This is a genomic window from Pseudomonas sp. EA_5y_Pfl2_R50 (assembly GCF_963970475.1).
Lineage (GTDB): Bacteria > Pseudomonadota > Gammaproteobacteria > Pseudomonadales > Pseudomonadaceae > Aquipseudomonas.
In genome coordinates this window covers 249,387-270,915 of sequence record NZ_CAXAPT010000003.1, presented here as the reverse complement: position 1 = coordinate 270,915, position 21,529 = coordinate 249,387, and the positions used below count along the sequence as shown (strand labels likewise).

Annotated in this window: 13 protein-coding genes; 9 read left to right on the top strand and 4 right to left on the bottom strand. The window is 61.5% G+C overall.

The window, feature by feature from the left end; all coding sequences use genetic code 11:
• The first annotated feature begins 142 nt into the window (after positions 1–142).
• The 8 genes from AACY19_RS07135 to AACY19_RS07100 all read left to right on the top strand — a co-directional run bounded on the left by AACY19_RS07135 (position 143) and on the right by AACY19_RS07100 (position 16,400).
• Positions 143–4,645 (top strand): SpvB/TcaC N-terminal domain-containing protein, encoded by a 4,503-nt coding sequence (locus tag AACY19_RS07135; protein WP_339449316.1) that lies wholly within the window; start codon positions 143–145, stop codon positions 4,643–4,645.
• Positions 4,642–7,413: an RHS repeat domain-containing protein gene (locus tag AACY19_RS07130; protein WP_339449314.1), complete on the top strand. Its 2,772-nt coding sequence runs from the start codon at positions 4,642–4,644 to the stop codon at positions 7,411–7,413. The genes AACY19_RS07135 and AACY19_RS07130 overlap by 4 nt, the downstream gene beginning before the upstream one ends.
• A gap of 28 nt (positions 7,414–7,441) precedes the next feature.
• Positions 7,442–10,144: an RHS repeat-associated core domain-containing protein gene (locus AACY19_RS07125; protein WP_339449312.1), complete on the top strand. Its 2,703-nt coding sequence runs from the start codon at positions 7,442–7,444 to the stop codon at positions 10,142–10,144.
• A gap of 132 nt (positions 10,145–10,276) precedes the next feature.
• Positions 10,277–12,037 carry an ATP-binding protein gene (locus tag AACY19_RS07120; RefSeq protein ID WP_339449310.1) on the top strand — a complete coding sequence of 587 codons (1,761 nt, stop codon included), beginning with the start codon at positions 10,277–10,279 and terminating at the stop codon, positions 12,035–12,037.
• A complete protein-coding gene (locus tag AACY19_RS07115) occupies positions 12,037–13,365 on the top strand; it encodes a sigma-54-dependent transcriptional regulator (RefSeq protein ID WP_339449308.1) in 1,329 nt (442 codons plus the stop codon). The genes AACY19_RS07120 and AACY19_RS07115 overlap by 1 nt, the downstream gene beginning before the upstream one ends.
• Positions 13,366–13,642: 277 nt before the next feature.
• The gene (locus AACY19_RS07110; protein WP_339449306.1) at positions 13,643–14,962 is read left to right on the top strand and encodes an MFS transporter; all 1,320 of its coding nucleotides are present in this window, start codon (positions 13,643–13,645) and stop codon (positions 14,960–14,962) included.
• A 395-nt stretch (positions 14,963–15,357) separates the two neighbouring features.
• Complete coding sequence (locus tag AACY19_RS07105; RefSeq protein WP_339449304.1) at positions 15,358–15,591, top strand: hypothetical protein; 234 nt, start codon at positions 15,358–15,360, stop codon at positions 15,589–15,591.
• A 179-nt stretch (positions 15,592–15,770) separates the two neighbouring features.
• Positions 15,771–16,400: a flavin reductase family protein gene (locus AACY19_RS07100; RefSeq protein WP_339449302.1), complete on the top strand. Its 630-nt coding sequence runs from the start codon at positions 15,771–15,773 to the stop codon at positions 16,398–16,400.
• 4 nt (positions 16,401–16,404) lie between these two features.
• On the opposite strand, the gene AACY19_RS07095 is transcribed toward AACY19_RS07100, so the two are convergent.
• A complete protein-coding gene (locus AACY19_RS07095; RefSeq protein WP_339449300.1) occupies positions 16,405–16,647 on the bottom strand; it encodes a hypothetical protein in 243 nt (80 codons plus the stop codon).
• A gap of 43 nt (positions 16,648–16,690) precedes the next feature.
• A complete protein-coding gene (locus AACY19_RS07090) occupies positions 16,691–17,044 on the bottom strand; it encodes an antibiotic biosynthesis monooxygenase family protein (RefSeq protein WP_339449296.1) in 354 nt (117 codons plus the stop codon).
• Positions 17,045–17,382: 338 nt separating this feature from the next.
• Here AACY19_RS07090 and AACY19_RS07085 point away from each other — a divergent pair, with 338 nt between their 5' ends.
• Positions 17,383–18,312 (top strand): AraC family transcriptional regulator, encoded by a 930-nt coding sequence (locus AACY19_RS07085; RefSeq protein ID WP_339449294.1) that lies wholly within the window; start codon positions 17,383–17,385, stop codon positions 18,310–18,312.
• 108 nt (positions 18,313–18,420) lie between these two features.
• Here AACY19_RS07085 and AACY19_RS07080 read toward each other — a convergent pair whose 3' ends face one another.
• Positions 18,421–19,869 carry an aldehyde dehydrogenase family protein gene (locus tag AACY19_RS07080; protein WP_339449619.1) on the bottom strand — a complete coding sequence of 483 codons (1,449 nt, stop codon included), beginning with the start codon at positions 19,867–19,869 and terminating at the stop codon, positions 18,421–18,423.
• A complete protein-coding gene (locus AACY19_RS07075) occupies positions 19,869–21,506 on the bottom strand; it encodes a 5-guanidino-2-oxopentanoate decarboxylase (RefSeq protein WP_339449292.1) in 1,638 nt (545 codons plus the stop codon). Before AACY19_RS07075 ends, AACY19_RS07080 begins: the two co-directional genes overlap by 1 nt.
• Positions 21,507–21,529 lie beyond the last annotated feature (23 nt).

Sequence of the window (21,529 nt, the reverse complement as noted above, 5' to 3'; positions counted from 1 at the left end):
TCTGGAGTTATCCATTGGTAATAAAAAAACGCCGAATCCAAACAAATCACTCTTGCTGACCTGTCATATCTGACAGGTTACGCACGCCTCCAGTGTTGTTAGCGTCGATGACCTACGCCCATTCAATGCAGCGGACGCAATCATGGCCGAACAAGACCTGAGCATCGTGACCCCCTCCATCGCCAAAAGCTCGACGATTGCCACCATCGGCAAGAGCTGGGGCGCGGTAGGGCCTACCGGTGAGGCGTCGCTTACACTGCAACTGCCACTGTCCGCCGGACGCGGCTGGAACCCGCAACTGTCGCTCAGTTACAGCAATCAGTCGGGTAACGGGCCATTCGGAGTGGGCTGGAGCCTCGGCATCGCCCAGATCAGCCGGCGCACCAGCAAAGGCGTACCGAGCTACACCGATGACGACGAAATCATTGGGCACGACGGTGAAGTGTGGATGCCCGAGCGCGATGACAGCGGCGCACAGAAGTGGCGCCTCGAAAGCGCCTACAACGGCGTCGACATCGGAGAGCACCGCGTGGTGCGTTACTACCCTCGGATCGAAACCGGTTACGCTCTGCGCGAACGCTGGCAGAGCACAGCGCCGGGATCGACTCCGTTCTGGCTGGTGCATGAGCGCGATGGCTTTTTGCACATCTATGGCAAGACGGCCGACTCACGCCGTGCCGATCCCGACGACGAACAGCGGGTTGGCGCCTGGCTGCTGTGCGAAAGCATGAACGCCCACGGCGAGCACATCTGGTTCGAGTACCGCGCCGACGATCAAGACCTCGACGCCGTGCGCGATTACCGCGCCCAACGCTATCTGTGCCGGGTGCTTTACGGCAATGCCAACGCGGCCAATGTTCCCTACGCCCTGAGTGCGGAAAACCCGGCCGACCTCAACTGGCATTTCCACGTGCTGTTCGACTACGGCGAACGCACGCGCGCGCTGACCGAAATGCCGGTGTATGACGGTGCAACCCTGCAACCCTGGCTGACGCGCGACGATCCGTTCTCGACGTATGGTTACGGCTTCGAGATCGGTACGCGCCGGCTCTGCCAGCAAGTGCTGATGTTCCACCACTTTGCAGCCGCGCAACAGGACGAGCCGGTATTGGTTCGGCGTTTGCTGCTGGAATACCCCGACAGCGCTGCGCAATGGTCATTCAGCCAGATCAGTGCCGCGCATTATCAGGCCTACGACGCCAGCGGGCATGTCGAGAGCACGCCCCCCGTGGAGTTCGACTATTCGACCTTCACGATCAACACGACGGCGGCGCCGCTGTTCGAGGCGGACAACATGCCCGGCCTCGACGACGGTCAGAACTATCAGTGCGTCGACCTGTTTGGTGAGGGCGTGCCGGGGTTTCTCTGCCATTACGACCAGGCGTGGTATTACCGCGAACCGTTGCGCGCGAGCAGCGGGCCGGACGACATCGATTACGGGGCCTGGACTGCGCTGGGCAGCATTCCCGTCGGCCATCGCAACCGCGCCGTGCTGCAACTGCTGACCGACCTGACCGGCGATGGCCGTCTGGACTGGATCACCGCACAACCGGGCGCCGGCGGTTTTCGCACGCTGAACGCCGACCGCAGCTGGGCGCCTTACACGGTGTTCAAGCAGTTCCCCGTCGAGTACTTCAATACGCTGGCGCAATTGGCTGATCTGACCGGTGACGGCCTCAGCTCGGTGGCAGTGATCGGCCCACGCTCCGTGCGCCTTTACGCCAACCGTCGCGAGGACGGTTTTGCCGCTGCCGAAATCGTCGCGCATGCTGCCGGGGATGATCGCCTGCCGCTGTTCAGCGATAGCCAAAATGAACTGGTGCTGCTGGGCAACCTGCTGGGCGGTGACCTGCCTGAGTTAACCCGCATTCGCCACAACGAAATCAAATGCTGGCCGAATCTGGGCCATGGCAAATTTGGCGCAGGACGAGTGATCAGTGCCCTGCCCTTCACCTACGATGAATTCAATGCCGGGCAGATGCGTCTCGCCGATCTCGACGGCTCCGGCGCCGCGGCGCTGATCCACCTCAGGTCCGACGGGTTCGACATCTACCGCAACCTGGGCGGCAATGGTCTGGCGCAAACACCCATCAGCGTGCCGTGGCCCGAAGGCGTGCGCTATGACCGTTTGTGTCAGGTCAGCTTCGCCGACCTGCAAGGCCTGGGCTGCTCCAGCCTGATCCTGAGCGTGCCGCACCTCAAACCGCAGCACTGGCGCTATGACTTTGTCGCCGCCAAACCCTATCTGCTGACGGGCAGCAATAACAACATGGGCTGCAGCGCCACGGTCGAGTACCGCAGTTCGGCGCAGGAATGGCTGGATGAAAAACAGCGCATGCTGGCGCTCCAGGGCCTGCCCGTCTGCCACCTGCCGTTTCCGGTGACGGTGGTCAAACGACAACAGCAACTCGATGAAGTAACCGGTAACTGCCTGCGCCAGTCGTTCATCTACGGTGAGGGTGTCTACGATGGCCGCGAGCGCGAGTTTCGCGGTTTCGGCTACATCCAGCAGCACGACAGCGAAAGCGCCACCGGCGATGACGATGCCGGATTCTCTGCGCCAGTGCGGGTATGCAGTTGGTTTCATACCGGCCGAGGACTGAACCGACCGCGCGACGGCTATTTCGCGCGGGATGACGCTGCGGTCGAATTGGGCGAAACCCTGTTCAGTCGCTATCGCCCAAGTGATGAATGCGACGAGACACTCGAGCCGCCCGACGACAGCACACGCTATGAAATCGCCCGTGCGCTGGTGGGGTCGGTCGTGCGCGTAGAAACCTGGGCAAGCACGGACGACGCGCAGACCGCAACGCCGTATGTCGTCGAAGAACATCGTTACCGCGTGCGTGAAGTCCGCCCGCGAGGCCCGCATGACGCCGCCGCCGTGCTCCTGCCTCTGGCGCTGGAAAAAATCACCTGGCAATACGAGCGCTTTGTCGATGACCCGTTGTGCAGTCACGACCTCTCCCTGTGCCATGACGAATACGGCCTGCCCACCCACAGCCTGAGCGTGCATTACGCACGGCGTCTGACCGACGCCGCCGAACCGCCCTTCAGTGACCCGGATGAACGACAGTGGTGGCGTGACGCCCACGACGAAGCGCAGCAAAGCTTTTACTTGAAGGAAAACCGTGCGCGGTTCATCCATCTGGATCAGGACCCGCAGCAATGGCGGCTGGGTCTGCCCTGGCAGCAACGAGGCAATGCCCTGGTATTGCCGAAAGGAACGCTGCCCACCGGGCTGAATGCGCAACAGGTGTCCTGCGAGCACTTCTCTGAACACCAGGATTCCAGCGAATGGGAGGCCCAGCGCGTGCTGACGCAACAATCGCTGCAGCGTTACCTGAAGACCGCCGATCAATCCTTGTTGCCCGACGGTGAAGCGTCATTCGAAGCATTGGCCGGCCCGCTGGAAGTGGCGCAAATGGATCGCACCGCGCTGCAGGCCTACGACATTCTGCCGCCGCCCTTCGATATCCGCGAGGCACTGGCAGAAGTCGGCTACATGCCGATGCCACTGCTGTTCGAAGCCTCATCGGCACCCCGCCGCGCAGACGATCTCTGGTCAGTGCAGTACAGCTTCGCCAGGTACCTGGACGCCGCCGGCTTCTTCAAGGTGAGCGAGTTCAAAGAAACCGCCAGCCATGGGATCACCAAAGCCGAGTACGACGATTACCATCTGGCGATCACGCGCGTGACGTTGCCGGACGGTTGCACGACCCAGGTCGAGTACGACTATCTCTCCCTGCAAGCGCGGCGCATCATCGATGCCAACGAGAATATCCAGGAAGCCATTTACGAGCCTTCCGGCCAACCGCTGGCGATCAGTTTTCATGGCACCGAGAACGCGGTCGCTGCCGGATTCGCGCCGCTTGGCGAGTACGTTCGGCCCGAGGATTATCGGCCGGACACGGCCATCGCAGACCCGCAAGGCGCCGTGCAACACGCCGCGAGCACGCTGCGCAAAGACTTGTTCAGCTGGATGGGCGAGTTGCCGCTGACCGCGCTCGACCCGCAACTGTGCGCCGATTGGGCCGCCGCGCGCCTGATCCTGCCGAGCGGCCATGTTCGCGCCAGCGCCCGGCAACGCCTGCTGCAGCACGTCCCGCAGACCAGCGCCGAACAGGCCCTGCGAGAACTCATCGCCACGCTGCCTCGCGAACCGGCGTACACCGTCATGCTCAGTGCCGACCGTTACCCCAACGATCCGGTGCCAGCACAAATCCAGATCATCAAGGCCTGCGTCGACGGTTTCGGACGGTCGCTGCAAACGCAACAACGGGTCGAGCCCGGCCTCGCCTACGCAGTGGGGGACGACGGTGCACTGATTGTCGAGGACGGCAAGATCGTCGAGGTGCACGCCGATCCACGCTGGCGCATCAGCGAACGGGTCGAATACAACAACAAAGGCCTGGCCGTTCGACAATTCCGGCCGTTTTTTGCCAACCGTCATGGTTATGTCGATGACGGCTGCCTGCGCGAACTTGGCTATTACGACCAACTGTTCTACGACCCGTTGGGGCGGCCGATCAAACTGATCAATGCGAAAAAGGACTGCTCGCGCGACACCTATCATCCCTGGTATCACATCAGCGAAGACTTCAACGACACCGCCGAACCCGCGCCGGCACAGGTGCACTCATGAACGCCAACGTGCATCGGCGCACCCCGGCACTCTCGGTGATCGACGGACGCGGTCTGCCCGTACAACAAATCGCTTATCTGCGCAGCATCGCCGGAGAACCCGCGCAGGCGCTGAAATCGCGTCTGCAACACGACGCTGCCGGACGCGCCATTGCACAGTGGGACCCACGGCTGTCCTCGCCGAATCTGGCGACGGTATACAACCTCGCCGGTGTACCGCTGAAAATCGACAGCGTCGATGCTGGTTGGCGCTTGAGTCTGCTGGGTGTGGCGAGCCAGGCACTGCAGCGCTGGGACAGTCGCGGCAGTCATTGGCGCACGACCCATGACAGCTTGCTCCGCATCGTCGCGGTTGAAGAAAACGCGGTGGTCGATTACGAAGTTTTTACCTACGCGACGGCGACGGCGGATGCCGGGCACAATCTGCGCGGGCAACTGATCGCCGTGCAGGACTCATCCGGCCGGGTCGACCTGCATGACTACAGTCTGCTGGCTCAGGCGCTGGGCGAAACCCGAACGTTTCACGACGCCGAGGCGTACACCACTCGGCGCGTGCACGGCCCGCTGGGCAACGTACTGGAACACACCGATGCCGCTGGCCACCGCCAGCAATCGGACTTCGACCTCGCCGGTCGCCTGAACCACCTCAGGCTACGCCTCGCCGGGAAGACTGAATGGCAAGCGATTCTGGTGGAGGCGCACTACAACGCGGCCGACCAGATCATCGAACAACTGGCGGACAATGGCGTGACCAGCCGTTGGGTTTACGACGCGGCCAACGGCAATCTGCAGCGACAAACCGCACAGAAATCTGCCGAGCCGGCCCTGCAGGATTTCGAATACGCCTACGACCCGGTCGGCAACATCACCGGCATTGTCGACCGTGTGTTCACCCCCAGCCACTTCGCCAATCAGCGCGTCGACGGGCAGCGCACATTCAGCTATGACTCGCTGTATCGACTGACGCAGGCCAGCGGTTACGACGACGGCCCGCCCTCGGATGTTCCCGGCCTGCCACAACCGACCGACCCCGCCGACCGGCGCAATTACACCCGTACCTACGCCTACGATAGCGGCGGCAATCTGATCGAAACGGTGCATGTACGCGACGCCGCCAGCCAGACCCTGCGCCTGTACATCGATCCGGCCAGCAACAAGGGGGTGCGCTGGAAAACCGGTGATCCGGTTCCGGACTTTAACGAACTGTTCGATGCCAATGGCAATCTGCGCGCGCTGCAAGCGGGTCAGGATATGCAATGGAATGCCACGGATCAGCTGAAACTCGTGACCCTGGTCAAACGTGATGGCGCTGTCGGCGATACCGAACGCTATCAATACAGCCAGGGCGCGCGCGTGCACAAACGCCTGGAAACTGCGACCGGGCACTTTCACGACGTGCGCTACCTGCCGGGGCTGGAAATCCGCCGCAAGGACAACGGCGAAGAACTGCACGTCATCACCCTCGCCGCCGGTCCGGGCAATGTCCGTTGCCTGCATTGGGTGGCCGGAAAACCGGCCGGCATCGACGCGGATCAATTGCGCTACAGCCTGGAAGATCATCTCGGTTCAAACGTGATGGAACTCGATCAGCAGGCGCGCCTGATCAGCCATGAAGGCTACTACCCGTTCGGTGCCACGGCCTGGATGGCGGCACGCTCGGCGGTTGAGGTCGACTACAAGACCCGGCGCTATTCGGGCAAGGAAATGGATGTCAGCGGCCTGTACTACTACGGTGTCCGCTATTACGCGCCGTGGCTGCAACGCTGGATCAGCGCCGATCCGGGGGGAGCGGTGGATGGGCTGAACCTGTATGCCTTTGTCGGCAACAATCCATTGCGCTTCGTGGACCCCTCGGGCGGTTCGAAAGCGCACGCGGTGATTTTCTTGTATTCGGGGTTTCTTTCCGCCGTGAACGAACATGCCGAGCGCACGCTGGTGCAGATCCACAACGTCATCCATCAGGAAAACATCACGCAAAGCCTGATGTTGAACCTGCTCGGCGAAACCCTGGGTGGTGTCATCGGCTATGAGGGCGGCGTCCTCGGCAGTGGCCAGACCGGGCTGTTGTTTCCGGCGGCGCCTCATGCCTTGCCGTTCACTGACCCCAACGGCTTGATCGGTGGCAACATCGGCGGCGATGTGGCGGGCGCAATGGGCGCGCCGCTCAGCGACAGCTTCGGTCTCTCGGGCGCACTGATTCCGCAAACGTCGAAGATGTCGGTCGCCGCCATCGATAGCGAGTTGGGCATTCCTGCCCCGCTCGGCAAGGCCTTGAGCAACTGGAACGATATCAAGGATGAAGTCATTCATCCGGCGCTCAACTCGATCCTCAACCCCGATTTCATCATGAACAGGGTCATGAGTTCCTGGCTGTCGATCATTCCCGGAGCGCTGAACATGTTCCAGCGGGCGATTGAAGCGGAGGACATCAAGAATCGGCTCGATCCGATGAAGATCAACAAGATCGACACGATGCTCGCCGAATGGGCAGACGCCATCGAGAGTCGCTGGGCTCAGGCCGAAAAAGCCTTTAACGCGTTGGCGACCGATGTGATTTACCCCGCCGATCTGCTGCCAAACGTCAACCACATGACGTCCGGCGAACGGCTTGCACCGATTCACCGATCAGCACTGGAGCAGCAGACGCGAAAGACGCAGGACTATATCCAGCGGATGCAGAAAGGCATGGCCTGGTACAAGGAAATGGGCACCACGGACAACCAGTTCCTGCTCAGACAGGCTCGTCATCTCAAACAACAGGCGGCTTGATCATGGGCCGCGACGAAACACTGCCAGCATGACAACGTCCTTGCACTGGCGCACGCCAGACGTACAGGTCAACGACCCGAGGGCACTGCCCGTGCGTCAGGTGGCTTATCTGCGCACGGTGACGGGCGCTGTGGCTGAAGCGAGGATTACCCGCCAACATCACGACGCACGTGGTTACCTGACCGAACAGTGGGACCCACGCCTGTTCGGCGCAGCGGCCAGCCCCAATATGGCAAAAACCTGCAACCTTGCCGGCGCGCCCTTGCTCATCGAAAGCGCCGATGCCGGCTGGCGCCTGACCTTGCCCGGGCTGGCCGGTGAGACGCTCGAGCAGTGGGACGCACGCGGGCAACACTGGCGCAGCACTTATGATGAGCAGTTGCGGGTTCTGAGCGTGGCAACCGACGCGGCGCCTGATCTGGAAACGTTCACCTACGCCGACGCTTCCGCGGATGCCGGACACAATCGGCGCGGACAGATGACGCAGATACAAGACCACGCCGGCATCCTCTCGCTACTGGGTTTCACCCTGCTCGGTCAGACGCGGACACAGAGCCGGACCTTTGAGGATGCGCTGTCGAATCGCAGCGAACACACCTTCGGTCCGTTGAACCAGTTACTGACACAAACCGATGCCGGCGGCCACTGCCAACACCTGCGTCACGACCTCGCCGGGCAACTCAAAAGCGTGCAGCTGTTACTTGACGGCAGCAGCCAGGCCCAGACGATCTGGCAGGATGTGCAGTACAACGCCGCCGGCCAGCTCATCGAACAACTGGCCGGCAATGGCATGTGCAAACGCTGGCACTACGACCCGGCCAACGGTCGTCTCAACCGCGCGCTGACCACACTTGTCGGGCAAACCTCGCCCCAGCACCTCGCGTACTTTTACGACCCGGTGGGCAACGTTGTGCGCATCGAAGACCTGACCTTTCAGCCGGTTTACTTCGCCAACCAACTCATCGACGGCGAGCGGCATTTCGCCTATGACTCGCTCTACCGGCTGATCCACGCCAGCGGCCACGATGCCCTGCCCGCCCCCGACCTGCCAGGTCGACCGCTGCCCAGCGATCCCGATAACCTGCGCAATTACACCCAGCAATATGATTACGATGCGGGCGGCAACCTGATCAGACTGGTGCATGCGCGCGATGTCGGTGGATACACCCGGCAGATGTTCGTGGCACCTGCAAGCAACCGCGCCCTGCGCTGGAAAGACGGCGATCCGGTGCCGGACTTCGCGGCGTTCTTCGACGCCCATGGCAATCAGTGCAAACTCCAGCACGGTGTGGATCTGCTGTGGAATGCGCGCGATCAACTACAACAGGTCACGCTGCTCAAACATGACAACGGCCTGCCGGATGACCGTGAGACGTATCGCTACAGCCAAGGCGAACGCGTCAGCAAACGTCACGAAACCCACACCGCCAACACCACGCATTTTCTTCAGGTACGTTACCTGCCGGGGCTGGAAATCCGCAGCCGCGACAACGGCCAAACGCTGCACGTGATCACCCTGCCCGGCAACGTGCGCTGCCTGCACTGGCAGGAAAAACCACCGGCCGCCGTCGAGAACGATCAACTGCGTTACAACCTCGACGATCACCTCGGTTCGAGCCTGATCGAGCTGGATCAAAACGCCCGGTTGATCAGTCGCGAGACTTACTACCCGTTCGGCGGCACGGCCCTGTGGCTACCCTGTTCCAGCACAGCGGTGGACTACAAGACCGTGCGCTATTCGGGCAAGGAAATGGACGTCAGCGGCTTGTATTACTACGGCCTGCGTTATTACGCCCCCTGGCTGCAACGCTGGGTGAGTGCCGACCCGGCGGGGGAGGTGGATGGTTTGAATCAATATGCGATGGTCGGCAACAACCCGATGCTCTACGTGGACGACACCGGCGGGATCAAGAATGTCTTTGATGTCATGAGCGGATTTGTCGGCCTGCTGAAAAAAACCGGCAGTGCGACGGATCAACTCAACAGTCTTGCCGAAAAGTTCGACGGCCTGATTCCACCAGATGCCGACATCAACGAATTGCGCAAAACCCTGACCTTTCGCACCTTTCTTTCATCCAGTTACGCCAGGCATTCGATCTGGCTGGGCCTCAAGAGCGGTGCATCCGTGGGTGCATCGGTCGGCGGTATCGTTGGTTCGCTGTCCGGCCCGGCGGGGGCCGGGATAGGGACTGTCATCGGCATGGTTGCGGGTGGGCTTGTCGGCGCCATCGCATTGCCCGCCATTCGTTATTACTTCTTCAAGAAGGAACTGAAGATTGCCCAGGTGCTGCACACCAAAGAGCTGCAGGAAGGTGTAACAGGGCTCACCGGCATCACCGAGGGCATCACCGAGGGCATCATCCAGGGCACACAAGACCTGCTAAGTGGAGGCAGCGACATACTGAAGAAAATCCAGCATTTCACCGACAGCCTCAATACGTATCCCCAAAGGATTCAGGACATGTTCTACACCCAGCTCAGCGAGCTGGCGTCCGATAAACAACGTGAGGTGATGAAACTTCTGCATGACGGCCTTGATCCGTTCGAAGCCATCAGTCAGGTCCTGAAAACCGCTCAAGAGATGCCCGACCCGTCGAGTGAGGCCGACGGTGTATCAGGTCGACTCGCGGAGCTGGCAAGCGCTCACGCAGAGTCAGACCGCAGCCGACCGACGCCCAAACCCCGACTCCATCTGCCACGTCGGCCAATGGTGCGGGAGACCTCCGTGTAGTCGCGCCGGCACGGGGTCATCAGCCGGGGGTATTTGCCGGGGGCAAATACCCCGCTTTCACACGCTGAACAGGGCGCCGTCGCCGGCGTCTGCGTGCTATCTTGCCCGCCCGTCCTGCCATCCGTTACCAGCATGCTGCCGACTTCCCGTACCTTGCGTTTGTCGTTGTACACCCTGCTGATCATTGCCGGTGCCGCCCTCGCCGCAACCTTCGCCATCCGCCACGCAGAACGTCAGGCGCTGGAAGAAGACGCCGCCCGTGCCAACCAGCAACTGGCGCTGTACGCCAATTCGCTGCACACCCTGATCGACCGTTATCGCGCCTTGCCCGCCGTACTCGCGCTGGACCCGCAACTGCGCGCGGCGCTCAGCGGGACCGTCGATGCCCAAGAGCAAGCGGCACTCAATCTGAAACTGGAAAAGATCAATGGCGCGGCGCAATCCTCGACCCTTGAGCTGCTCGATCACAGCGGCCTGGCCGTTGCCGCCAGCAACTGGCGTCTGCCCAGCAGCTACGTCGGGCACAACTACGGTTTTCGCCCTTACTTCAGCCAGACCCGCACCCAGGGCACCGGACGCTTTTACGCGGTGGGCGTGACCAGCGGGATTCCCGGTTACTTCCTCTCCAGCGCGGTGCTCGGCGACAACGAAGAGTTCCTCGGGGCGATGGTGGTCAAGCTCGAATTCCCCGAACTGGAGCGCGAATGGAGCCAGGGCAGTGACACGTTGCTGGTCAGCGATGCTCGCGGAATCATCTTCATCGCCAACCAGGCGGGCTGGCGCTATCGCTCACTGCGGCCCTTGAGCGCCAGTGACATGGCCGAGATCAAGGCCACCCGCCAATACGACAAACAGGCCCTGCTGCCGCTGACGCATCTGTCGCTGCGCCGCTTCGACGACAACAGTGATTTGCGCCGGGTCGAGGGCCCGCAAGGCACGGCGGATTATCTGTGGGAGTCGCTACCGCTGACCGCCGAAGGCTGGACCCTGCATCTGCTGCGCCATCCGCAAGTGGCGTTCGAAGACTTGCGCAACGCCGGGCTCGCCGCTGCCGGCGTGTGGCTGGCGCTGGTATTTCTGCTGCTGTTCCTCAACCAGCGCTGGCGTCTGGCGAAGATGCGCCAGCGCAGCCGCGAAGAGCTTGAACAACTGGTCGAGGAACGCACCCGCGATTTGCGCACTGCGCAGGACGGTCTGGTGCAATCGGCCAAACTCGCCGCGCTCGGGCAGATGTCCGCCGCGCTCGCGCACGAAATCAATCAACCGCTGACCGCCCAGCGCATGCAACTGGCGACCTTGCGCCTGCTGCTCGAACATGGCCGTGTCGATGACGCGTACAAAGCGCTGAAACCGGTGGACGACATGCTCTCGCGCATGGCCGCCCTGACCGGTCACCTCAAGACCTTCGCCCGCAAAAGCCCGAGCGGTTTGCGCGAGCGTCTGGATCTGGCGACGGTGGTCGATCAAGCCTTGCAACTGCTCGATGCGCGGCTGCGCGACGAACAGGTCAGTCTGGTGTTGCACCTGACGCGTCCGGCCTGGGTTCGCGGTGATGCGATTCGCCTCGAACAGGTGCTGATCAACCTGCTGCGCAATGCGCTGGATGCCATGCAGGACAAACCGTGCAAGCGTCTGGAAATCCGCCTGGAAGCCGACGAGCAATTGTGGCGGCTGAGCGTCAGTGACAATGGCGGCGGCATCGCCGAAGATCATTTGAGCCAGGTGTTCGACCCGTTCTTCACCACCAAACCGGTGGGCGACGGCCTGGGCCTGGGACTGGCGGTTTCGTTCGCCATCGCCCATGAATCCGGCGGGCGTCTGAGCGCCGAAAACAGCGCGAGCGGCGCCGTGTTCAGCCTCGCGCTGCCGATTGATCTGGAGGCCCATATCTGATGCTGACCTCGGTAATGGTCGTCGATGACGAAAGCAGCATTCGCAGCGCCGTCGAACAGTGGTTGAGCCTGTCGGGTTTCGAAGTGCAACTGTTCAGCCGCGCCGAAGAATGCCTCGCCGCCCTGCCCGCGCACTTCGCTGGAGTGATCCTCAGTGATGTGCGCATGCCGGGCATGGGCGGACTGGCGCTGTTGGCCGAGGTGCAAAAACGTGACGCCGATCTGCCGGTGATTCTGCTCACCGGCCACGGTGACGTGCCGATGGCAGTCGAAGCCATGCGCGACGGCGCTTATGATTTTCTGGAGAAACCGTTCAGCCCGGAAACCCTGCTTGGCAGTTTGCGGCGGGCGCTGGACAAACGCCGTCTGGTGCTGGAAAACCGCGCCCTGCACGAACAGGCCGACAACCGCGCCAGACTCGATGCGACTTTGCTCGGGGTATCACGGGGGTTGCAGACCTTGCGTCGGCAAGTGCTGGATCTCGCGGCATTGCCAGTCAACGTGCTGATCCGTGGCGAAACCGGCAGCGGCAAGGAACTGGTTGCCCGTTGCCTGCATGATTTCGGTCCTCGCGCACACAAGCCGTTCGTGGCACTGAACTGCGCGGCGATCCCCGAGCAACTGTTCGAGGCCGAGTTGTTTGGCCATGAAAGCGGCGCGTTCACCGGCGCCTCGGGCAAGCGCATCGGCAAGCTCGAATACGCCGATGGCGGCACGCTGTTCCTCGATGAGATTGAGAGCATGCCACTGGCCCAACAGGTGAAACTACTGCGCGTGCTGCAGGAGCAGAAGCTTGAACGGCTGGGTTCGAACCAGAGCATTCGCGTGGACTTGCGCATCGTCGCGGCGACCAAACCTGACTTGCTCGACGAAGCCCGGGCCGGACGTTTTCGTGAGGACCTGGCCTATCGCTTGAACGTCGCCGAATTGCGTCTGCCGGCGCTGCGCGATCGCCGTGAAGACATTCCGCTGCTGTTCGAAACCTTTGCCCAGGCTGCGGCGCAGCGCCTCGGCCGGACCTTTCCACCGTTATCTGGCGCACAGCTGAGTCACTTGCTCAGCCATGACTGGCCGGGCAATGTCCGTGAACTGGCGAACGTGGCCGAACGGCAAGTGCTGGGGCTGGACGAACCGGCGCTGGGGATCGATCCGGGGCAATCGCTGGCGGCGCAGCAGGAGGCGTTCGAGGCGCAGTGCTTGCGCGCAGCGCTGACCCGGCACAGGGGCGACGTGAAAGCGGTGCTCGAGGAACTGCAACTGCCGCGCCGCACGTTCAATGAAAAGATGCAGCGGCATGGGTTGAGTCGGGAGATGTTTCTGAGCGACTGAGGCGGGCTTGGGATTTTCTGGTTGGCTGATATCTTTCCCCCTCACCACAGCCCTCCCGAAACGTCGGACCGCCCCCAAGGGGGCGAGGGGCTTTTGACCTTCGCCCCTATAAGCGGAAATCCGCTCACACAATCCGATCCATCGGCATAAAACCGCTCACCCAATCCCGTCCCCCCCTCTAAACCGGCCCTCTCCCCGTTGGCACACCTTCTGCTATAGCCCTCGCAGGCTGCGTTTTAACGCGCTCCACAAAAACAATTAAACGAAGGTTCCTTCAATGGATAACTCCAACGCCCTGCCCCTTGGGTCGGCTGCCGTGCCGGCCAAAGAAAAAAGCACCGCGAGCCGGATCAAATCGATCTTCAGCGGCTCCGTCGGCAACATGGTCGAGTGGTACGACTGGTACGTCTACGCGGCCTTCTCGCTGTACTTCGCCAAAGCGTTTTTCCCCAAAGGCGACACCACCGCACAACTGCTCAACACCGCCGCGATCTTCGCCGTGGGCTTCCTGATGCGGCCAATCGGTGGCTGGCTGATGGGCCTGTACGCCGACAAGGTCGGACGCAAGAAAGCGCTGATGGCTTCGGTTTATCTGATGTGCTTCGGCTCGCTGATCATCGCCCTCAGCCCCGGTTATGAAACCATCGGTGTCGGTGCGCCGATCCTGCTGGTGTTCGCGCGTCTGCTGCAAGGCCTGTCGGTCGGTGGCGAGTACGGCACCTCCGCCACCTATCTGTCGGAGATGGCCACCAGGAATCGTCGCGGTTTCTTCTCCAGCTTCCAGTACGTGACCCTGATCTCCGGCCAGCTCATCGCCCTCGGCGTGCTGATCGTGTTGCAGAATTTCCTCACCACCGAAGAGCTGTACGCGTGGGGCTGGCGTATTCCGTTCGCCATTGGCGCACTGTGCGCAGTCGTGGCGCTGTACCTGCGTCGTGGCATGGAAGAAACCGAGTCGTTCACCAAGAAAGAGAAGGCCAAGGAAAGCGCCATGCGCACCTTGCTGCGCCACCCCAAAGAGCTGTTGACCGTGGTCGGCCTGACCATGGGCGGCACCCTGGCGTTCTACACCTACACCACCTACATGCAGAAATATCTGGTGAACACCGTCGGCATGAGCATTTCCGACTCGACCACCATTTCCGCCGCCACGCTGTTCCTGTTCATGTGCCTGCAACCGATCATCGGTGGCCTCTCGGACAAGATCGGTCGCCGTCCGATCCTGATCGCCTTCGGCGTGCTGGGGACAATCTTCACCGTGCCGATCCTGATGACCCTGCACACCGTCCAGACCTGGTGGGGCGCGTTCTTCCTGATCATGGCGGCGCTGATCATCGTCAGCGGCTACACCTCGATCAACGCGGTAGTTAAAGCCGAACTGTTCCCGACAGAAATCCGCGCCCTGGGCGTTGGCCTGCCCTACGCACTGACCGTGTCGATCTTTGGCGGCACCGCTGAATACATCGCGCTGTGGTTCAAGAGCATCGGCATGGAAACCGGTTACTACTGGTACGTGACCGCCTGCATCGCGGTATCGTTGCTGGTGTACATCACCATGAAAGACACCCAGAAACATTCGCGGATCGTGACTGACTGATCGGGTTACCACAGCCACTGCAACGGTGGCTGTAAGGGCCTCTTCGCGAGCAAGCCCGCTTCCACACTGGAATGCATTCCTCCGTGGGAGCGGGCTTGCTCGCGAAGGGTCCACCCCGGCTCCAGATCAATCAGGCCAACTCGCAAGCATGAAAAATCCCTCACCTGCGGCCAACAGCGATTAATCGCTAATTAATGCTGCCCCCTCAATCTGCAATCACCTGATCGATGACCTGCGCGACGCTCGCTCCGACGACGAAAGCGATTTTAACGCGCCGCCCTTAATATCAAGTTAATCGATTGTTTTTAGCATTATTTTGCGCTTTTTAATCAACTTAATTGGCGTAGCATTAAACCCATGCAAGACACATCCCCACAGAATCTGGAGTAAACGACATGAAAACCCAACTGATCCTCGCCCTGACCCTGTCCGTACTGGCTGCCAATACCTTCGCTGCCGATGGCTCGGACAAAACCCGATCCGCCGACTTCATCAACGGCGCCAGCGCTGCCATCGAAACCAGCCACACCGGCACTTACGCCGCTGACGGTTTTGATAAAACCAATATTGGCAAAGCCGTAGCTGCCGATGGTTTCGACAAAACCGGCACCGCCGCTGCCATCAGCTAAGTATCAACAGTCCTCCCACAGCCCGGCCTCGGCCGGGCTTAGTCATTTCTGGAATGTGATAATTTTTTGAAACCCACAGGGGCATTTCATAGGCTGGAATATTGGTGTCTGGCTGGAAATATGCGGCGTGTACTTGCACTATTGCCCACCTGACTCTGCTCTCTCCAGGACCACCCACCATGCCCGATGACATTCACTTCTACGAACCCGCCAACGGCCACGGCCTGCCCCACGATCCGTTCAACGCCATCGTCGGCCCGCGCCCCATCGGCTGGATTTCTTCGCAGGATGCCAACGGTCAGTTGAACCTCGCGCCGTACAGCTTCTTTAACGCCTTCAACTACATTCCACCGATCATTGGTTTCTCCAGCGTCGGACGCAAAGACAGCCTGAACAACATCGAACAAACCGGCGAGTTCGCCTGGAACCTCGCCACCCGTCCGTTGGCCGAGCAGATGAACCAGAGCTGCGCGATGGTCGCGCCGCAGGTCAATGAATTCGAATTGGCAGGATTGACGACAGTGGCGTCAAAAGTGATTTCGGTGCCGCGCGTGGCCGAAAGCCCGGTGTCCTTTGAATGCAAGGTCACCCAGATCATTCAGTTGCAGCGCGCCGATGGCGAAACGGTGCCGAGCTGGCTGATCCTCGGCGAAGTGGTCGCCGTGCATATCGCCAAGTGGCTGCTCAAGGACGGCATCTACGACACCGCCGCGGCAGAACCGATTCTGCGCGGCGGCGGGCCGGCGGACTATTTCCAGTTGGGGCCTGAAGCCCTGTTCAAGATGTGGCGTCCGGGCGCAAACAAGTAAGGCGTTACCAGATCAGCTCGGCGTCATCAGTGACGCCTTTGAGGCGGTCGAGCTCTGTGATGGCCGCATCGTCGGCAGCGATGGCGCCGGGAAACACCTGGTCGCCCAGCAGTTTGTGAAAGCGCGGCGCGCCGCCGTCGACCAGGGCCTTGACCGCGATTGCCGCGTGATAACCCTTGTTGCCGCCCAACTCGACGGGAACGACTGCGGATACTGCTTCGAAATGTTCGAACTCTTTACGTGCCATGTCACAAGTCCCGGCTCTGCTGATGAAGCCGGACATTAAACCCTCAACCGGCGAGTTTGTGTACCGGCGCCGGGCATTGACCGAGGGCTTGTGCCGCCGACACATCCTTGAAGGTGTGGAAGTCCAGACTGTTGACCACCAGCTCCTGCACCAGCTCGGCAAAGATTTCCATCGACGGGCTGTTGAAATATGCGGTCATCATTTGCTGATTACTCCAGAACCCGGAGACCAGCCACAACTCAGGATCACACTGCGAATGCTGCAAGGCAAAGCTCAGGCAACCGGGGGCGTTGCGCGACGGTTCGATCAACGCGCTGAGGCGCACACCGAGTTCCGCCGAACGTCCGGCACGCGCTCGAACGAAGGCCATATGACTGACGGGAATCTGCTTGGACATGTTCAACCCTCCCAGGGAGTCGCGTGGCAGCCAAGGGACGGGCTGCAACAGGATCAAAGGTTAAGGGCCACGCGCCAGAGGCCGTTAGTCGATTCCTGCTGCCGCGTTGCACAATCCTGCGAGACTGCACACAGGACCTGTAACAACCTGTAAAACTGCGTCACACGTTTGTCATACGGCGTATCAAGCAAGTTTGCGGCTCTGCGTCCTGCTATGGCTGGGCACGCACGCCAGTCCGAGCAGAATCAGGCAAGCATCTCGCAGGATGTGTCTACCGCTGGCGCTTGCACAAACATATGCTCTGCTCCATTCCACCTCTCTTGCCGAGGATGCCGTGCATGACGTCATTCGATCGTTTTCAAGCCGAACCCACCGCTGACATGGAAAAGCAGCGCGCGGAACTGGCGGCGATCATCCGCCGCAACACCACCGACGATGGCAGCTACGAGACCGCCATCGGCTCGCTGTACATGTCACGCCACACACAATCCCACGATTTCGCACCGGTGCTCGCGCAACCGGCGTTGTGCATCATGGCGCAGGGACGCAAAGAGGTGCGGCTGGCCGACGAGTTCTTCAATTACGATCCGCTGAATTACCTGGTGGTCTCGGTTTCGATGCCGTTGAGCGGGCGCGTGGTCAATGTCTCGCCGGATGATCCGATCCTCGCCGTGCGCCTGGACATCGATCCGACGGAAATCACCGCACTGATCGCCGATGCCGGGCCGATGGGCGTGCCGACCCGCCCTACCGGGCGTGGCCTGTATGTGGAGCAGATCGACAGTTCGATGCTCGATGCCGTGCTGCGTCTGGCGCGCCTGCTCGATACCCCGAAAGACATCGCCATGCTCGCGCCGCTGATTCGCCGCGAGATCTTGTATCGCCTGCTGCGCAGTCCGCAGGGCCACCGTTTGTATGAGATCGCGATCGCCAACAGCCAAAGCCATCGAATCAGTCAGGCGATCAAATGGCTCAACGGCAACTTCGAGCAGCCGCTGCGTATCGATGATCTGGCGAAGGAAGTGAACCTGAGCGTGTCGACCTTGCATCACCGCTTCAAGGCGATGACCGCGATGAGCCCGTTGCAGTATCAGAAGCAATTGCGCCTGCAAGAGGCGCGACGCTTGATGCTGACCGAAGGGCTGGAAGCGTCGGCGGCGGGGTATCGGGTGGGGTATGAAAGTCCGTCGCAGTTCAGCCGCGAATACAGCCGGCTGTTTGGTGCGCCGCCATTGCGGGATCTGGCGCGGTTGCGATTGTCGGTCTGATCCGCAATGTGTATGGCGGCTGAAGCCCCCTTCGCGAGCAGGCCCGCTCCCACAGGGAAATGCATTCCAAATGTGGGAGCGAGCCTGCTCGCGAAGGGGCCAGTCCAGTCAAACCGCCCGGATCACATGCTTGAGCTCCTGAAACGCCGCCAACCCCCAAGGCCCTAGCTCGCGACCAATACTGCTCTGCTTGTACCCGCCCCACGCCGCCTGCGGGAAAATCACCTGCGGCGCATTGATCCACACCATCCCCGCCTGCAAGGCATTTGCCACGCGATCCGCCGCTACGGCATCGCCCGTCACCACACTCGCCACCAAGCCGAACGGCGTGTCATTGGCCAGCGCAATCGCCTCGGCTTCGCGGCTGAAACTGCGCACGCACAGCACCGGCCCAAAAATTTCTTCACACCACAATGCGCTGTCCAGCGGCACGTCGGTGAACACCGTCGGCTGCAAGAAATAGCCGCGCGGCAGATTCGCCGGACGATTGCCGCCACAGAGCAACCGCGCACCGGCGCTCAGCCCACGGTCAATGTGTCCGAGCACGCGCTGGTACTGCGCCTGATTGACCAGCGCGCCCATCTCCACGTTCGCATCGAACGGATCGGCCACGCGAATGGACCGCGCACGCTTGTGCAAGCGAGTGAGAAATTCCTCTTCCAGTGACTCAGCCACCAGCACGCGACTGGTGGCCGAACACATCTGCCCGGCGTTGAAAAACGCACCACCGCAGGCCAGTTCAACCGCCAGATCGATGTCGGCATCCGCCAACACCAGCAGCGAAGATTTGCCGCCCAGTTCCAGGCTGACGCCTTTCACCGTTTCCGCTGCGCGCTGCATCACTTGCACGCCGACCGCGTTGCTGCCGGTGAAGGAAATCCTGGCGATGCGCGGGTCCGCCGACAACGGTGCACCGACCGCCAGCCCTGTGCCGCAGACGAGGTTGAACACGCCGTTCGGCAGACCCGATTCGGCGATGATCGCCGCCAGTTCCAGCTCCGGCAGCGGTGTCACCTCCGACGGTTTGAGCACCACGCAGCAGCCCGCCGCCAGGGCCGGTGCCAGCTTCCATGCGGTGGTGACCATCGGGAAATTCCACGGCACGATCAGCCCGACCACACCACACGGTTCGCGGCGCAGGCGTGCGCTGAAATCATCGCTGGGCAGCAGCACTTTGCTGTCCTGTCTGGCGTCGAGGCCTTCAGCGAGTTCGGCGTAATATTCGAACGTGGCGATCACGTCATCGACGTCAATGCCCGCTTCGAACTGCGGTTTGCCATTGTTGCTCGACTGCAACTTCATCAAGTGATCACGACCATTGCGCACGCCGTTGGCGATGTTGCGCAGGATCGCACCGCGTTCGGCGCCGCTGGTTTGCGACCAGGTTTTGAAGGCTTCGCTGGCAGCCATAATCGCTTGATCAACGGCATGCTCGTCACCGCCATTGACCGTGGTCAACAGCGCTTCGGTGGCCGGGTTGATCACCCGCAGATGTTCGCTGCCCGCCGACCATTGACCATTGATGTAGAGGCCGTCGAGTGTGGTTGGGAAACTGATCATTGCGCCACCGCCTGCATCCATTGGCTCTGGTCGATTTCGATCAGTGTCGGGCCCTGACGATCGGTGGCACAGCGCAACGCGGTGCGCAGTTGCTCGATGCTGCTGATGGCCTGCGCCGCGCAGCCGAGGCCCTTGGCCACAGCGACAAAATCCGGGGTGTAGATGTCCACGCCCACCGGTTCGATGGCACGGTTGACCATGTACTTCTTGATCTCTTCGTAGCCTTGGTTATTCCACAACAGGACGATGACCGGCACCTGCGCTTCAACGGCGCTGGCCAGTTCCGGCAGGGTGAATTGCAAGCCGCCATCGCCGATCAGGCACACCACCGGAGGGCGTGCGCCCTGGTCAAGCTGGCCACCCAGCCAGGCACCAATCGCCGCTGGCAAGGCGTAGCCGAGCGTGCCGTAACCGGTCGAGGCATTGAACCAGCGGCGCGGGTGATCCGGGTTGAACGTGAGGTTGCCGGTGTACACCGGTTGCGTCGAGTCGCCGACGAACACCGCGTTCGGCAGCTCATCCAGGACGATGTCGAGGAAACGGGTTTGCGCGAGGGTCGGCGCGTCCCAGCTCGCGGCCAGTTCAGCGCGCAGTTTGCCGGCGCGGGCCTGGCCCCAATCGCTGCGGCGTTCGTCGAGTTTTTTCGGCGCCAGCGCCGCGAGCAATGCCTGTGCAGCGTTGCGCGCATCGGCCACCAGAGCGACGTGCGGCGGGTAGTTGCGCACGGTTTGATCGGCGTCGATATCGATACGCAACAGTTTGCCGGGAATCTCGAAGCCGCCGGCGAAGGTGACGTCGTAATCGGTCTCGGCCAGTTCGGTGCCGATGGCCAGCACTACGTCAGCCTCGGCGACCAGCGCGCGGGTCGCGACCAGCGTCTGGGTCGAGCCGATCAGCAGCGGATGGCTGGACGGCAGCATGCCTTTGGCGTTAATGGTCAACGCCACCGGCGCGTCGAGCAACTCGGCAAGTCGGGTCAGTTCCGGTGCTGCATCAATGGCACCGCCACCGGCGAGAATCAGCGGACGTTTGGCGCCGGCGAGCAATTCGCTCATGCGCTTGACCGCAGTTGGCGCAGCGCCGGCGCGGTCAATATTGACCGGCACGCTGGCGAGCAAGTCATCAGCGTTTTCGACCAGCACGTCCAACGGGATTTCGATGTGCACCGGGCGCGGACGACCGGCCTGGAACAAGGCAAATGCACGCGCCAGCACCACCGGCAATTCAGCGGCGGACATCAAGGTGTGCGAGAACGCTGCAACACCGGAAACCAGCGCGCTCTGGTTCGGCAATTCATGCAGCTTGCCGCGACCGCCGCCCAACTGGCTGCGCGATTGCACGCTGGAGATCACCAGCATCGGGATCGAATCGGCATAGGCCTGGCCCATAGCGGTGGTGATGTTGGTCATGCCCGGGCCGGTGATGATGAAGCACACGCCAGGTTTGCCGCGGGTGCGTGCATAGCCGTCAGCCATGAACCCGGCGCCCTGCTCATGCCGTGGGGTGACGTGACGAATGCTCGAACGCGCCAGCCCGCGATACAGCTCGACGGTATGCACGCCGGGAATGCCGAACACCTGCTCGACCCCATAACCTTCGAGTAACTTGACCAGTACTTCGCCACACGTCGCCATGTCGATTGCCCTTCTTGTTCGAT

What these genes read in the sequence shown, in the direction of transcription:
- AACY19_RS07075 (WP_339449292.1), bottom strand. Translation starts at nt 21,506, where the DNA reads ATGGCGACGTGTGGCGAAGTACTGGTCAAGTTACTCGAAGGTTATGGG.
- AACY19_RS07090 (WP_339449296.1), bottom strand. Translation starts at nt 17,044, where the DNA reads ATGTCCAAGCAGATTCCCGTCAGTCATATGGCCTTCGTTCGAGCGCGT.
- AACY19_RS07135 (WP_339449316.1), top strand. Translation starts at nt 143, where the DNA reads ATGGCCGAACAAGACCTGAGCATCGTGACCCCCTCCATCGCCAAAAGC.
- AACY19_RS07100 (WP_339449302.1), top strand. Translation starts at nt 15,771, where the DNA reads ATGCCCGATGACATTCACTTCTACGAACCCGCCAACGGCCACGGCCTG.
- AACY19_RS07130 (WP_339449314.1), top strand. Translation starts at nt 4,642, where the DNA reads ATGAACGCCAACGTGCATCGGCGCACCCCGGCACTCTCGGTGATCGAC.
- AACY19_RS07125 (WP_339449312.1), top strand. Translation starts at nt 7,442, where the DNA reads ATGACAACGTCCTTGCACTGGCGCACGCCAGACGTACAGGTCAACGAC.
- AACY19_RS07095 (WP_339449300.1), bottom strand. Translation starts at nt 16,647, where the DNA reads ATGGCACGTAAAGAGTTCGAACATTTCGAAGCAGTATCCGCAGTCGTT.
- AACY19_RS07115 (WP_339449308.1), top strand. Translation starts at nt 12,037, where the DNA reads ATGCTGACCTCGGTAATGGTCGTCGATGACGAAAGCAGCATTCGCAGC.
- AACY19_RS07110 (WP_339449306.1), top strand. Translation starts at nt 13,643, where the DNA reads ATGGATAACTCCAACGCCCTGCCCCTTGGGTCGGCTGCCGTGCCGGCC.
- AACY19_RS07085 (WP_339449294.1), top strand. Translation starts at nt 17,383, where the DNA reads ATGACGTCATTCGATCGTTTTCAAGCCGAACCCACCGCTGACATGGAA.
- AACY19_RS07120 (WP_339449310.1), top strand. Translation starts at nt 10,277, where the DNA reads ATGCTGCCGACTTCCCGTACCTTGCGTTTGTCGTTGTACACCCTGCTG.
- AACY19_RS07105 (WP_339449304.1), top strand. Translation starts at nt 15,358, where the DNA reads ATGAAAACCCAACTGATCCTCGCCCTGACCCTGTCCGTACTGGCTGCC.